14 protein-coding genes are annotated in these 13,728 nt (G+C 35.2%); 10 read left to right on the forward strand and 4 right to left on the reverse strand.

Annotation, left to right across the window (positions count from 1 at the left end):
- The first annotated feature begins 54 nt into the window (after positions 1-54).
- From AC0OM3_RS28075 to AC0OM3_RS28105, 7 genes are all read left to right on the forward strand, one after another.
- Positions 55-1,995 (forward strand): BglG family transcription antiterminator, encoded by a 1,941-nt coding sequence (locus AC0OM3_RS28075; protein WP_000169787.1) that lies wholly within the window; start codon positions 55-57, stop codon positions 1,993-1,995.
- Positions 1,996-2,105: 110 nt separating this feature from the next.
- Positions 2,106-2,426, forward strand: coding sequence for a PTS lactose/cellobiose transporter subunit IIA (locus AC0OM3_RS28080; protein WP_000774633.1), 321 nt, complete (start codon positions 2,106-2,108; stop codon positions 2,424-2,426).
- Between the two features lies 1 nt (position 2,427).
- Positions 2,428-2,733, forward strand: a complete 306-nt coding sequence (locus tag AC0OM3_RS28085) for a PTS sugar transporter subunit IIB (protein ID WP_000275642.1) — start codon at positions 2,428-2,430, stop codon at positions 2,731-2,733.
- Between the two features lie 83 nt (positions 2,734-2,816).
- Positions 2,817-4,127, forward strand: coding sequence for a PTS sugar transporter subunit IIC (locus AC0OM3_RS28090; RefSeq protein ID WP_208906488.1), 1,311 nt, complete (start codon positions 2,817-2,819; stop codon positions 4,125-4,127).
- Positions 4,103-4,381, forward strand: a complete 279-nt coding sequence (locus AC0OM3_RS28095; RefSeq protein WP_061883800.1) for a hypothetical protein — start codon at positions 4,103-4,105, stop codon at positions 4,379-4,381. The genes AC0OM3_RS28090 and AC0OM3_RS28095 overlap by 25 nt, the downstream gene beginning before the upstream one ends.
- The gene (locus AC0OM3_RS28100; protein ID WP_000440029.1) at positions 4,371-5,456 is read left to right on the forward strand and encodes a DUF871 domain-containing protein; all 1,086 of its coding nucleotides are present in this window, start codon (positions 4,371-4,373) and stop codon (positions 5,454-5,456) included. The genes AC0OM3_RS28095 and AC0OM3_RS28100 overlap by 11 nt, the downstream gene beginning before the upstream one ends.
- Positions 5,457-5,564: 108 nt before the next feature.
- Entirely contained in the window at positions 5,565-6,062 is a 498-nt protein-coding gene (locus AC0OM3_RS28105; RefSeq protein ID WP_000399413.1) for a hypothetical protein, read from the forward strand.
- A gap of 57 nt (positions 6,063-6,119) precedes the next feature.
- Here AC0OM3_RS28105 and entC read toward each other — a convergent pair whose 3' ends face one another.
- From entC to AC0OM3_RS28125, 4 genes are all read right to left on the reverse strand, one after another.
- Complete coding sequence (entC, locus tag AC0OM3_RS28110) at positions 6,120-7,493, reverse strand: cell wall-binding protein EntC (RefSeq protein ID WP_046946555.1); 1,374 nt, start codon at positions 7,491-7,493, stop codon at positions 6,120-6,122.
- 454 nt (positions 7,494-7,947) lie between these two features.
- Positions 7,948-9,099: an ABC transporter permease gene (locus tag AC0OM3_RS28115; protein ID WP_003300097.1), complete on the reverse strand. Its 1,152-nt coding sequence runs from the start codon at positions 9,097-9,099 to the stop codon at positions 7,948-7,950.
- Between the two features lie 26 nt (positions 9,100-9,125).
- The gene (locus AC0OM3_RS28120) at positions 9,126-9,800 is read right to left on the reverse strand and encodes an ABC transporter ATP-binding protein (protein WP_000609108.1); all 675 of its coding nucleotides are present in this window, start codon (positions 9,798-9,800) and stop codon (positions 9,126-9,128) included.
- Positions 9,797-10,900, reverse strand: a complete 1,104-nt coding sequence (locus AC0OM3_RS28125) for an efflux RND transporter periplasmic adaptor subunit (RefSeq protein ID WP_000728827.1) — start codon at positions 10,898-10,900, stop codon at positions 9,797-9,799. Before AC0OM3_RS28125 ends, AC0OM3_RS28120 begins: the two co-directional genes overlap by 4 nt.
- A 211-nt stretch (positions 10,901-11,111) precedes the next feature.
- On the opposite strand from AC0OM3_RS28125, the gene AC0OM3_RS28130 reads away from it, so the two are divergent.
- From AC0OM3_RS28130 to AC0OM3_RS28140, 3 genes are all read left to right on the forward strand, one after another.
- Positions 11,112-11,846: a YwaF family protein gene (locus tag AC0OM3_RS28130; protein ID WP_474213342.1), complete on the forward strand. Its 735-nt coding sequence runs from the start codon at positions 11,112-11,114 to the stop codon at positions 11,844-11,846.
- A 90-nt stretch (positions 11,847-11,936) separates the two neighbouring features.
- The gene (locus AC0OM3_RS28135; protein ID WP_000239699.1) at positions 11,937-12,803 is read left to right on the forward strand and encodes an ABC transporter permease subunit; all 867 of its coding nucleotides are present in this window, start codon (positions 11,937-11,939) and stop codon (positions 12,801-12,803) included.
- 1 nt (position 12,804) lies between these two features.
- The coding region (locus tag AC0OM3_RS28140) for an ABC transporter permease (RefSeq protein WP_474213344.1) at positions 12,805-13,728 on the forward strand (924 nt) is incomplete at its 3' end.

Raw genomic sequence — 13,728 nt, forward strand, 5'->3', positions numbered from 1 at the left:
TACTGATTTCAGCAGCGTTTCCCCCTTTATATATAAAGAGCGAGAGGAAGAGCTATGACAAAGGTGCATCAGCGATTAATTTCTATTTTAGAGGAATTTTTAGAAGAGAAATCGATGTTAAATCGAGCTTTTTTAGCGGGCCGTTTACATGTATCAACGAAGACGATTCAAAAGGATATAAAATTATTAAATGATATATTGGAAGAAAACGGAGCGAAAATCGAATCGCAAAGAGGGAATGGGTACGAATTAGAAATTATACAAAAGAAGAAATTTGAAGACTTTTGTGTGAGTCTATTTCAAAAACAGACGGAAAAGATTCCAACTTCTTATGAAGAAAGAATAGCGTACATTCTGCAGCGTGTTTTAATGACAGAGGAATATGTGAAGCTTTCAGAATTAGCGGAAGAGATGTATGTGAGCAAATCAACGGTCAATTTAATTATGAAAGATGTTACAGATATATGTGGTCGCTATAAATTACAAATTGAGAAGAGACCGTATTATGGTATACGTATTGTTGGAGAGGAATTTAATATTCGTTCTTGTTTATCACAATATGGTTTCCCGCGTTATGACCATACTCCGTTTCATGAGCAATTTGAGCAGACGGAGACATATTTATCGCTACCTCATATATCACTCATTCGTTCAATTATATTAAAGTATATTGAAGGCGGAACAATATATTTATCTGATATAGAAATTGATAATTTAGTCATTCATATTGCAATTGCATTAAAGCGTTGTCAAAGTCAACATTATATGAAAGGACTACATGCGGAGCAATCAGAACTTATAATAAAGAAAGAATATACAATTGCGAAGCAGATTTTAGGAGATTTAGAGAAAGAGTTAAAATTTTCATTTCCAGAAGAAGAAGTATTATATGTGACGATGCATTTATTAAGTACTGCTGTTACAACGAGAGGTCGCTATGAAAATGTAGAAGAGCTATTAGGGAAAGATATATATGCATTTATGCAACATATTCTTTTTAAAGTAGCGGAAGAACGGAATCTTATTTTTTATTATGATGAAGAATTATTATTTGGATTTGGTATTCATTTAAAAACGTTATTAAATCGTTTGAAGTATAAGTTAAATACGAGGAATCCTCTTTTGGCAGAAGTGAAAAAGAATTATCCGTATGCTTTTGAAGTTGCGGTTCTTGTTGGAGATATCATTGGTGAATATATGGGTGAATCGATTCCTGAAAGTGAAATTGGTTATATTGCAATTCACTTCGGCGGAGCGATGAGCCGTTTGCAGGAGCAGAATCAAAAGAAAAGATGCTTATTAGTTTGTGCGACTGGTCAAGGAAGTGCACAACTATTAAAATATAAAATTTTATCACAGTTCCGAGATAAATTAGAGATTGTAGGTATTACAGGCTATTATCAATTGAAAGTAGAAGATCTTTATAAAGAAAAAATAGATTGTATTATTAGTACGATTCATATACCGAGTGGCTTGCCTGTTCCAGTTATAAAAGTGAATTCAATATTTGATGATAAAGAGATTAAATCGATTGGTCAGCGATTGTTTACGCATGTGAATACTAGTGTGCAGCCTTATATTAAGGAAGATTTAATCTTTTTAAATCATAGTGCTTCTACGAAAGAGGATGTTATTCAGTTTTTATGTGAGAAAGCTGCTGAGAAACGCTATGTACCAAAAAACTTTTATGCTTCTGTTATGGAAAGAGAAAATACGTCTCCGACAGCGGTTGGGAATTCAGTTGCAATCCCGCATCCGATGCAGTTATTAAGTGAGGAAACTTTTTTGATGTTTTGCACACTTGAAAAGGCTGTTGATTGGGGAGATAAAAAAGTACAAGTAATTATTTTATTTAGTGTAAAGCGCAATAATAATGAAGATTTGCAAAGGCTTTATGATTTTTTATATGATATTATGTCTAGTCAAACTACGATAGAGAAACTTACTCAGACCGAGTTAATTGAAGATTTTCAAGAGATTTTATTATCATTTTGAAAAAGTATATAAAAACTTCCGTTACATAACGGAAGTTTTTTATGTTTAATTGTATGCGTTTTCATAATAAGATAAAAACATAGAAAACATATAGCTTGGGGGAATTTAAAATGGCTGATATGCAAACTCCATTTGCATTAATTTTACATGGTGGCAATGCGAGAAGTGCGGCGCTTGAAGCAATTGCTTTTGCAAGACAAGGAGATTTCGGGAATGCCAGTGAAAAGATGAAACTTGCTAGTGAGGAAATTTCATCAGCTCATCGCATTCAAACGGATTTAATTCAAGAAGAGGCAAGAGGAAATCATGCAGAAATCAGTTTACTGTTAGTGCATGCGCAAGATCATTTAATGAATGCAATTACAGTAAAAGAACTGGCTGAAGAATTTATTGCTCTTCATAAACGAGTAGAAGAGAAAGTGACAGTATAAGATGTACATTTTATTATGTTGTGCAGCAGGTATGTCAACGAGTATGGTCGTAAGAAAAATGCAAGAAGAGGCAAAGAAACAGGGGAAGAATTATAAAATTAAGGCAGTTGATTCAGAACTAGTGAAGCTTGAAATTAAGGAAGCCGATGTCGTTTTAATTGGCCCACAGGTGAAATATTTATTTCCAGCTGTAGAGTTTCTTGCAAATTCATACAATATACCAGTTGCGATCATAGACCAACGAGATTATGGAATGTGTGATGGTTTGAAAGTGCTTAAGCAAGCGGAACAATTAGTTTTAGCATAATTATATCTTTTTAAATATAAACATTATAATGTTATAAAGTTTATTTCATTCTTTTATAGTAGAGAGGAAGAGGAGGGCTATTGATGAATGGGTTTATGAGTTTTATGGAACAAAAGATTATGCCAACAACGCAAAAAATTGCAGGACAACGACATTTATTAGCAATTCGAAACGGGGTTATTTCTACATTACCGTTAACGATTGTCGGATCATTTTTCGTTATCTTTTTAAATTTACCAATTGATGCATATATGGAGTGGATTGCACCGTTTCGCCATATTTTAGATATTCCGTTCCGATTTACAGTAGGTTTAATGGCGTTATACGCAGCATTTGGGGTAGGAGCTTCACTCGCAAACTTTTATCAGCTCAATCAGTTAAGTGCAGGGTTGTTATCTGTACTCGCCTTTTTACTAGCATCAGTTGAACCAATTCAAATTACAAAAGCTGTACCAGGTGTTATTGATGCAGGTAGATACATTTCAATAGGAACATTAAGTGCAACGTCTTTATTCGGCGCAATCGTTACAGCTTTAATTGCAGTAGAAATTTATCATTTTATGATTAAGCATAATATCTCGATTAAATTACCAGATAGTGTACCACCAGCAGTTTCAAATTCGTTTGCAGCATTAATTCCAACTTTAGTCGTTATTCTTTTATTCTGGGGTATTCGTTACGGTTTAAAATTTGATGTAAATACAACAATCACATATTTAATCGCACCACTAAAATCAGTATTAGTAGGAAATAATTTATTCGGCGGTTTATTAACAGTATTCTTAATCGTGTTCTTCTGGTCATTCGGTATACATGGCCCTGCGATTTTAGGACCGATTATTCGTCCAATGTGGGATTCAGCAATTCTTGAAAATATGGAAGTATTCACAGCTACAGGAAATGCACATCAATTACCAAACTTATTTACAGAGCAATTTATTCAATGGTTCGTATGGATCGGCGGATCAGGTTCAACGTTAGCTTTAGTTATTATGTTTATGTTCTCTAAATCTAAGTTCCTAAAAGAGTTAGGGAGATTATCATTCGTGCCAGGCTTATTCAATATTAACGAACCAATTATTTTCGGGGCACCAATTGTAATGAACCCAATCTTAATTATTCCGTTCGTTATTACACCGTTAGTGACAACGACAGTATCATATTTCGCAGTTGTTTCAGGTATGATTCCACTTATGATGGCGAAACTGCCATTTACGATGTTAGCACCGATTGCAGCGGTGATTAGTACGGACTGGACAATTATGGCTGGTGTACTTGTACTTGTTAACTTTGTTATCTCATTCGTTATTTACTATCCATTCTTCAAAATGTATGAGAAACAACAATTAGCAGGAGAGGAGAAAACAGAATGCTCGGAGCAATTATCATCTTAATTACATTCGTGGTCGGACAGTGTATTGCCCATTATTCGAAATGGGTACAAAGTAAATCTTTATTAGTGTTACTACTCGTATCAGTTTTATTTATCGGTTGTTCAATGGGTGCATATGTAATGTTAGGATTGCAATCACCGTACGTAATTATTGTACCAACGATTTTATGTGCAACTTGTTTATCTGCAAAATATAGATTTACGAGCATAGCATTAATACAACGTGTGAAGGAGATGCAAAAGCATGGAGCGTAAATTAGGAATTTCACTTTATCCAGAACATTCAACGAAAGAAAAAGATATGGCATACATTTTGGCAGCGGCACGCCACGGTTTTTCAAGAATATTCACATGTCTATTATCTGTGAATCGTCCGAAAGAAGAAATTGTAGCTGAATTTAAAGAAATTATTAATCATGCAAAAGATAATAATATGGAAGTTATTTTAGATGTAGCTCCGGCGGTATTTGATCAACTTGGTATTAGCTATAGCGATCTATCATTCTTTGCAGAGTTAGGTGCAGATGGTATCCGTTTAGATTTAGGTTTTGACGGACTAACTGAAGCGAAAATGACGAATAATCCGTACGGTTTAAAAATCGAGTTAAATGTAAGTAACGATATTGCATACTTAGAAAATATCCTTTCGCATCAGGCAAATAAACCAGCTTTAATTGGTTGCCATAACTTTTATCCGCAAAAATTCACTGGTCTTCCGTATGATTATTTCATTCGCTGTAGTGAACGCTTTAAAAAACACGGTATTCGCACGGCAGCATTTATTACGTCACATGCAGCTAACATCGGTCCATGGGATATTAATGACGGATTATGTACGCTAGAAGAGCATCGTAACTTGCCGATTGAAGTACAAGCGAAACACTTATGGGCGACAGGGCTTATTGATGACGTTATTATCGGAAATGCCTATGCGAGTGAAGAAGAGTTAGAGAAACTAGGAAACTTAAATCGTTACATGTTACAGCTAAAGGTAAACTTTGTAGACGAAGCGACTGAAGTAGAGAAGAAAGCGACACTGCAAGAATTACATGTAAGACGCGGCGACATAACAGAATATATGGTGCGTTCTACAGAAGTACGTAAAAAGTATAAAGACTATGACTTCCCAGTGCGCGAAAGTGTATTACAGGAAAGAGGGCAAGTTGTAATTGGAAACAACTCATTTGGTAAGTATAAAGGTGAACTTCAAATCATTCTAAAAGAAATGCCGATAGATGAACGGAAAAATATTGTCGGTACAATTGCAGAAGAAGAGTTATTCTTACTAGATTATGTAGGAGCTTGGACACAGTTTACTTGTGTGGAATAGGGTAGGGCAGGAGAGGATGCTATGACATCCTCTTTTTTCTGTTGAAATAGTAATCTCTCGTATATAGAATGCAAAGAGATAGATTTAATTTAGACGGGAGAGAAGGAGATGGAAGGGTATATAGATGATTTATTAAGGCGGATAGCTGATGAAGAGACAGATATATGGCATCGTGCGTATGATGAAGCAAAAGCGTTAAATGACTTATTAATTTTTCCTTATTTACAGGGGAAGTTAAGCAAAGCAAAAAAGGTATCTATGAAGAAAGATATTTATTATTTAATGACGAAACTTGCTATTAATACGAAAGAAATTTGTATTGCAGATTATCTTATAGATTGTTTGGAATATGAAGACAGTCCGACTTTGTTAAGTGAATTGCTTAGTAATATTTATACATTACCAGTAGTAAGTAGTACAAATAAAATTATTCCTTATATTTATCATAAAAACGATAGTGTTCGTTTTTTACATAAGTTTGTTGATCGTGAAGAAGTTTTAAAGACATTTGATAAAGTGTACAAAAAACGAGGGAATTTATTTATGTCAGAGCGAAAGTGGCTTCGAGACAACATTGCTTACTTTCAAGAGAAAGATAGAATGTGAGAATCATAAAAAAAGAGTCAGCCTCAATAATAAGACTGACTCTTTTTTATATGGTAACTAGTTTAATACTTTAACTGTAACTGTTTTACGTCCCCAGTTACTAGATGTGCCTTTATCTGGCATTAAAACATCGATTTTATTTCCTTTAATAGCTCCACCAGTATCACCAGCGATTGCTACTCCGTAACCTTCAACCCATACTTTTGAACCTAATGGAATGACACTTGGGTCAACTGCAATAAGTTTCATGTTTGGATTAGCTGTTAAGTTGTGACCTAAAGCTGATTTTACTTGGTCGCCTGCTTTATAACCATTTTCAAGTGGATCTGCTGTGTAAGCAGTTGCTACAACGCGTAGTTCACGAGAAGATGATGGTGCACTTGTTTCAGTTTCTTTTGCAACAGGTTGTTGTGTAGCAGGTTTTTGAGCTTTAGCCGCTTCACGAGCTTTAGTTGCCTCTTGAGCTTTAGCTGCCTCACGAGCTTCAGCTGCTTCTTGAGCTTTAGCTGCTTCACGAGCTTTAGCTGCCTCTTGAGCTTTAGCCGCTGCTTGAGCTTCAGCTGCTTCTTGAGCTTTAGCTGCTTCACGAGCTTTAGCTGCTTCTTGAGCTTTAGCTTCTGCTTGAGCTTCAGCTGCTGCCTGAGCTTTAGCTGCTGCCTGAGCTTTAGCTGCTTCACGAGCTTTAGCTGCTTCTTGAGCCTTAGCTTCTGCTTGAGCTTCTGCCGCTTCACGAGCTTTAGTTGCTTCTACTGCTTTAGCTTTTGCTTGAGTTTCAGCTACTTCCTGAGCTTTAACTGCTTCACGAACTTTAGCTGTATCTTGAACTTGAGTTGTTTTTTCAACTTTAGCTACTGGTTGAACTTTAACTGGTGCTTTACCTGTTAAGTAAGGAACATGAACATAAGCTGTTTTTCCGTTATATTCAAATTGAATCCAATCATTTTGTACTTGGTGTGTTGTTTCAATTACATCATCTTTTTTCAACTTACCAAGAATCTCTGAGTCTGTGTTTGCTCCAGCACGTACGTTTAATACGTTTGCTGTTACGTAGTAAGTGTCTTTTGTATAGTCAGCGCTTATGAAAGCTTCTTTACCGCTATTCAATTGAACTTTTGACCAACCATTTTCTGTATGTAAAACATTTACTTTATATCCATCTAATAATTTTCCTACAACTTTTGATTCAGTAGTTGGGTTTTCTCGTACGTTTAGTACGTCAGTCGTTACGATTGTTTCTGCTTTAGCAGATGTTGTGAAAATCCCAAGACCAAAAACCGCTGCTGTTGCTATACCCATAAATTTTTTCATAATAGCCTCCATTGCATTTGTTTTCGTTGACCTCATTATAGCAACCATTATTTTCTTATTTGCGAAAAACATAAAATTACAAAGCTTTCGTAACGGGGCATTAATATTCTGTAACAATTCCATAAATATCCTGATAGCGCTTCCTTGTTGTTTTTTGGCGTATTAGGGCATATGAAACACAAAATGAGTAGCATTTCAATTACTGTAACGTTAATAATGTTACAGTAATATTTCTTGATGATATCTATGGTATTACAAAAGTAGCGTATTTTACTGTTTGAATGGAAATTTAGTTATGAAACGATAATCTTTTTAGGCGTGAAAATATATAAATGAGGTGAAATTTAATAAAATATCGATATAATTGTTACAAAATCAGTCGAAGTATGGAAAAAATTACGCCTTGATTTTCGTCTGTTACATAGTATTTTTGCAATAATAGAATTAGATAATAGCCTTAGTACCTATAAATAATGAAGAGTATTAGAATGATAGTTGTAACGTGAAACATATATAATAGAAGAAACTCAGTTTAGTAGATGAATAAAAAACGTAGGAGTTTACACTCCTACGTTTTTTATTCATATCGTAAACATTCAATTGGATCCAGTTTTGCAGCTTTGTTAGCTGGTAGTAGACCGAATATAATACCAATTAACATAGAGATACCTACTGCAAGAAGTCCAAGTTCTTTTGAGACAACGAGTGGCCATCCGGCAAAGATGGAGACGATCCAAGCGAAGAAGATGCCGAGCATGAATCCGATGAAACCACCTAGTCCTGTTAAAATACAAGATTCAATTAAGAATTGTGTTAATACTTTACCACGCGTTGCACCAAGTGCTTTACGAATACCAATTTCACGTGTACGTTCTGTTACAGATACAAGCATGATGTTCATTACACCGATACCACCAACAAGTAAGGAGATAGCAGCAATACCACCGAATACCATTTTCATCATACCGATAGATTCGTCTAATTGCTTCGTAAATTCACCTAAGTCCTGTGCTTTGAATTTATTTTCAAATTTAGGAGATTTCATTTCGTTTAAAACAGAAACGGCTTGTTTTTCTACACTTTTACGCTCTGTTGGGGAGGTCATTGTTAATTTTACAGAGTCATACTCAGTTACTCCTGAAATGACAGGGACATTTTCAAGTGACGTATACCCTTCAGCCATAGCCATTCCGAATTCATTTTTCGTTTCGTACACACCGACTACCTTATACGGCTTTCCTTTTATATCAGTGTATAAATTTGATTCCCACCCATTAAATAATTTATTGAAAGCTTCTTCATTTAATATAACAGCAGGAATTGCTTGTGTTAATTCGCTGTCGTTTAATTCGCGACCGTGAACTAATTTTATTTTCGAATCTGTCATGAAGTCGCCTGTTCCACCTATTAAATCAAGCGAGACATCTTTTGAACCAGAAGCTGCTTTTACTTTCATACGTACATCTGGATACACATCCTTAACGCCTGGAACAGTTTGAAGACGTTTTAGCATATCAGCTGTAATTTTGGCAATATCTGTTCCATAGTCAGAGTTATCGTAGTAAATCGTTATTTCATTATCTTTTCCTTGGCCTAATTCTTTTTTAAACTTTGCGTTTGTACCATCACCCATTGAAATGATAGTAATGATAGCGCTAATACCGATAATAATACCTAACATCGTTAAGATAGAACGCATTTTATGAGCAAAGATAGAGGAAAGGGCCATGCGTATATTTTCACTCGTGTTCAAAATTAACCTCTCCAATCTTGGACGATATTTCCGTCACGAATTACAATTTGACGTGCTGCAGCTTCTCCAATTTCACGATCGTGGGTAATCATAATGATTGTTGAGCCTTGTTTGTTTAATTCGTAAAAGAGGTCCATAATTTGTGTACTCGTTTTCGTATCAAGTGCTCCCGTCGGTTCATCGGCTAAAATGAACTTTGGATTATTTACGATTGCACGTGCAACTGCGACACGCTGTTTTTGTCCACCTGATAATTCGTTCGGTAAGTGAGTAGCACGATCAGCTAAACCTACTTTTGTTAAAGCTGCTAGTGAGCGTTCACGTCGCTCTTTTTTATCAACACCTGCATAAATAAGAGGCAATTCAACATTTTGCATTGCTGTAAGTCTCGGTAATAACATAAAGTTTTGGAATACGAATCCGATTTCTTTATTACGGACATGTGCAAGTTCTGTTTCAGACATATTTGAAATGTTTTGTCCAGCCAGCTCGTACGTACCTGTCGTCGGTTTATCTAAGCAACCGATAATGTTCATTAATGTTGATTTACCAGAACCAGAAGGTCCCATAATAGAAGTGAATTCTCCTTGGTTCAGTGTTACGTCAATTCCATGTAATATTTGAACGGATTCTGTACCATTTTGGAAGGATTTCGTGATGCCTTTTAAGTTAATCACTGGGCGACAACCTCCATACCATCTTTTAAGTCTTTTTCAGGTTTAGAGATAATTTCCTCGCCTTTTTTCACTCCAGAAACTTTTGCTTCGCTATCAGTTTCGAATTCAACAGTAACTGCTTGTTCTTTCGCTTTACCGTCTTTTACAACGAAGACAACATTTTTATCACCTTTTTTCACGATACTGCTTTTCGGAACAATTGTACCAGTTGCTTCGCCAGATTTACTTGTTACGTAAACGTGGAAGCCGTTTTGTAGTTCGTCACTATTATCTAATGTGACAGTGAATTGATAGTTAGAAACAGTTTTATTTTCATCCATGCTCTTTAAAGGTGTAGAACCGATTTCTGTTACTTTTCCTGTCCAAGTCTTACCAGCGACAGTTTTTGATGAAACAGTTACTTCTTGCCCAACTTTCATACTAGCAAGCTCATATTCAGAAAGTTGACCTTTTACTTTAAATTGACCAGCGTGACGAAGAGTAATTCCGCTCATACCTGTTTTTTCGTCAGCAGTTTTTACGATATCATCAATTACGCCATCAGCAGGACTTGTTACAGAAAGAGTGTTTACTTTCTCTTTTGCTGCTTTAATCATTTCATCAGCTTTTTCAACTTCAAATTTTTTCATTTCAAGTTGTGATTCTAATTGCCCAACTTCAACTTCTGATGCTTTTAATGCTTCAGCAGGAAGGCCTGCATTTTTATCTTTTTGTAATTTTTGTTTCGCTGCATCAATTTGTTTTTGGAACAATGTTACTTCTTTTTGTGCGATTTTCTTTTGCATTTCTGCTTCTGTTATACCTTGTTTCGCAGTCGGATCATTGTATTTAAATAGAAGCTGACCCTTTTTCACTTCATCGCCTTTTTTAACAGCTAATTCATATGTTCCTTTTGTTGGATCGAATGAAATAGTTTCAATTCCATTTGGAATAACTTCGCCACCAAATTTTTGCGCGTTTTGGATTTGTTTTTCAGTTACTTTATATCCGCTATATGCCATTGCTACTTCTGAACCGCCACCAGCAAATGCAAAGTATGATCCAGCTGCAATTCCGATTGCTACTACACTAGTAATTAACACTTTATTTTTCTTCTTCATCTATTTATCACCTTTTCGTTCGTTTTAGTATCTACATTAAGTATAGAAGAGGTAAAGAATCTGACAAATCGTTTTAGCTTACAATAACCTTACAGTTTTGTAAGGTATGAATATGTAAATGTAAGGTAGAGGTTGTCCTAGTGTAAGCAAATGAATTGACTCGTCGTTTCTTTCTTACAATAATATTGTATGGAGGAAAGGAGGAAGGAAGATGGAAGCTTATTTTAGCGCGCATCCATTAAAACCGTTTATTCCCTATTCAAGGCAACATGCCATTATATTATTTATTATGTTGGTGGGGATATTTTTCCTATATCAATACCAAGATGTATTACGTCAAAATGAGTGGAATATAACGGTTCGATATGCGATTGCATTTCTATTTATAGGGAGTGAAATTGGACTGCATATGTGGGAGTGGAAAGCAGGGATTTTTGAGCTAGCCACTTCATTACCATTCGAGTTATGTACGATTAGTTTGTTGTTAGCATCGATTATGATTGTAACGAAAAGTTACCGTATATATGAGATTGTATTTTTTACGGGAATTATTGGTGCATCACAAGCCATTTTAACACCAAATTTGCAATATGCTTTTCCGCATTTTCGTTTCATTGAATATTTTATCGCGCATGTATTGCTCATTTGGGCACCACTCTTTATGACTTGGGTGGAAGGCTATAGACCGACCTTGCAATCTATTAAGTGTACGATGATATTTTTAAACATATTAATTCCGCTTGTTTCGTTTGTAAATTACAAAACAGGCGGTAATTATATGTTTTTAGCTCATAAGCCAGAGACTGCTTCATTACTCGATATGTTAGGACCGCATCCTTACTATATTATTTCATTAGAGCTTGCAGCGCTTATTGGATGTTTCATTTTATATATGCCGTTTGCGAAAAGAGAAGGGCATACGCATAAAGAATCACTAGGATCATAGCCTAGTGATTTTTCGTCTTTAAAATATTTACAATTCAGAAAATTAAGAATAGAATTAAGGGGTAAATTATATATAGAGAGAAGGGAAAACGTGGTCAAAAAAGTTTTTCTAAATGGAATGGAAGTGACGATTCAATTTCTTATTTCGATTTTGGGGATTATTATGTTAGGGGCTCTGCCGAAATTATTTTATGGATTTAAGCTGGATGTATCAAAGTACATACAGAGTTTAAAAGAAGTGTTTGTGAACTTAATGGATATTTCCAATTTGCAATATGTGAGAGGTAAATTTTTATTTCCGCAGCTGTTCGTCCATTATAAAGAAACGATTATTATTTTTTTAGCTGCTTTTTTTATTTCATTATTTGTAGCATTTTGTATTGTTTATGTAATTATGAGTAGTTCACCGCGTATACAACATCGAATTAAATCATTTCTTATCTTCCTAGAATCCATTCCAGATATCCTTCTTATTTTAGTATCACAAATTTTAGTTGTATGGTTTTTTAAACAAACAGGTTTTTTACCTTTTCAAATTGCTTCAATTGGAGGCGAGTCGATTAGGGGGTTGCCAATATTGTGTTTGAGCATTCCGACTACGATTATGTTTGTAAAAATGGTCGTGCTTCGTTTTGAAAATGAACTAGAAAAAGATTATGTACTATTTGCTAAGGCGAAAGGGCTGGGGCGCTTTCATATTTTAAATCGTCATATTTTACGAAATGTGTTGCTTAGTACATTATTCTTTGCGAAAACGAACATCTTTTTTATGTTATCTAATTTATATATTATAGAATGGATTTTTAATACGGGTGGTATTTTTATGTTTTTGAAATCGTATTTCGGTATTAGAGTTGAGGTTTTCATCGTTAGTGTGCTTCTTATATATATTCCGATTTTTATTTTATTTAAATTGTTTCATTATCTCATTCCGGCTGCGATGAAGGAGAGATTATAATATGTGGACGTATATAAAACGTGATAAAAGATTTTGGATAAGCATTGGGTTTCTTCTCTTATTAGTTCTTTTGAGCATCGGAAATACGTTATGGAATGATGGACATATTAGACAAGTCACATTGCAATATGATGCGGATGAAAATCCACAAGTGCCACCGTTTCCACCTTCATTACAATTTTTACTCGGGACAGACCGGAAAGGGTATGACCTGTTACATTTAGTCATTGAGGGCGCGAAGTGGACGATTGGTATATCTATTTTAATTGCGGCACTTAGAATGGTAATAGGTGTGTTTTTCGGTGTCGTACTCGGAACGTATATAAAAAGAGGATTTTCAAAAATTGAGGCTTTCTTTGATAGTTTTACAGTTATTCCGACAGTTATGATTGCGTATTTTTTTCTTCAATCTGCAAATGCATTTGGAAGCGGAGAGGAGACAACAACCTTTTTTGAAAGGGCTTCGTTTCAAGTGGTATTACTTGTACTGCTTGTAATGCCAGTTATTGCACTGTATGTTGCGAAGGAAGTTCGTAAATTGCGAACGGAAGAATTTGTTGATGCCGCGCGCATATTAGGTGGATCGAGAAGACATATTGTTATAAAACATATTTTTCCGCATCTCTATATGCCATTTATACTCGTATTTCTTCAGCAGTTTACGCAGACTCTTACTATTTTACTGCACTTAGGATTACTTGAAGTGTTCTTTGGTGGGACTGTTACGTTTGGTGGACCTATAAAAGAGGTGGAATCTTATACGCATGAATGGTCAGGTTTAATTGGAGTATACTTTAGATCATTAACAGTGCATCCATGGATTCCTCTCGTCCCAATTACATTTTTCGGGCTTACTATTTTTTCAGGAAATATGATTGTAAAAAGTATAGAAGAGGCGATGTTGAAGGTAAGGTTAGGAGGAGAG

It is taken from the genome of Bacillus sp. FAU20, from assembly GCF_056033865.1.

Bases quoted from the DNA above. Each gene is read 5' to 3' on its own strand.
- AC0OM3_RS28115 (WP_003300097.1), bottom strand. From the start codon at position 9,099: ATGGCCCTTTCCTCTATCTTTGCTCATAAAATGCGTTCTATCTTAACG.
- AC0OM3_RS28090 (WP_208906488.1), top strand. From the start codon at position 2,817: ATGAATGGGTTTATGAGTTTTATGGAACAAAAGATTATGCCAACAACG.
- AC0OM3_RS28130 (WP_474213342.1), top strand. From the start codon at position 11,112: ATGGAAGCTTATTTTAGCGCGCATCCATTAAAACCGTTTATTCCCTAT.
- AC0OM3_RS28080 (WP_000774633.1), top strand. From the start codon at position 2,106: ATGGCTGATATGCAAACTCCATTTGCATTAATTTTACATGGTGGCAAT.
- AC0OM3_RS28100 (WP_000440029.1), top strand. From the start codon at position 4,371: ATGGAGCGTAAATTAGGAATTTCACTTTATCCAGAACATTCAACGAAA.
- AC0OM3_RS28125 (WP_000728827.1), bottom strand. From the start codon at position 10,900: ATGAAGAAGAAAAATAAAGTGTTAATTACTAGTGTAGTAGCAATCGGA.
- AC0OM3_RS28075 (WP_000169787.1), top strand. From the start codon at position 55: ATGACAAAGGTGCATCAGCGATTAATTTCTATTTTAGAGGAATTTTTA.
- entC (WP_046946555.1), bottom strand. From the start codon at position 7,493: ATGGAATTGTTACAGAATATTAATGCCCCGTTACGAAAGCTTTGTAAT.
- AC0OM3_RS28105 (WP_000399413.1), top strand. From the start codon at position 5,565: ATGGAAGGGTATATAGATGATTTATTAAGGCGGATAGCTGATGAAGAG.
- AC0OM3_RS28095 (WP_061883800.1), top strand. From the start codon at position 4,103: ATGCTCGGAGCAATTATCATCTTAATTACATTCGTGGTCGGACAGTGT.
- AC0OM3_RS28085 (WP_000275642.1), top strand. From the start codon at position 2,428: ATGTACATTTTATTATGTTGTGCAGCAGGTATGTCAACGAGTATGGTC.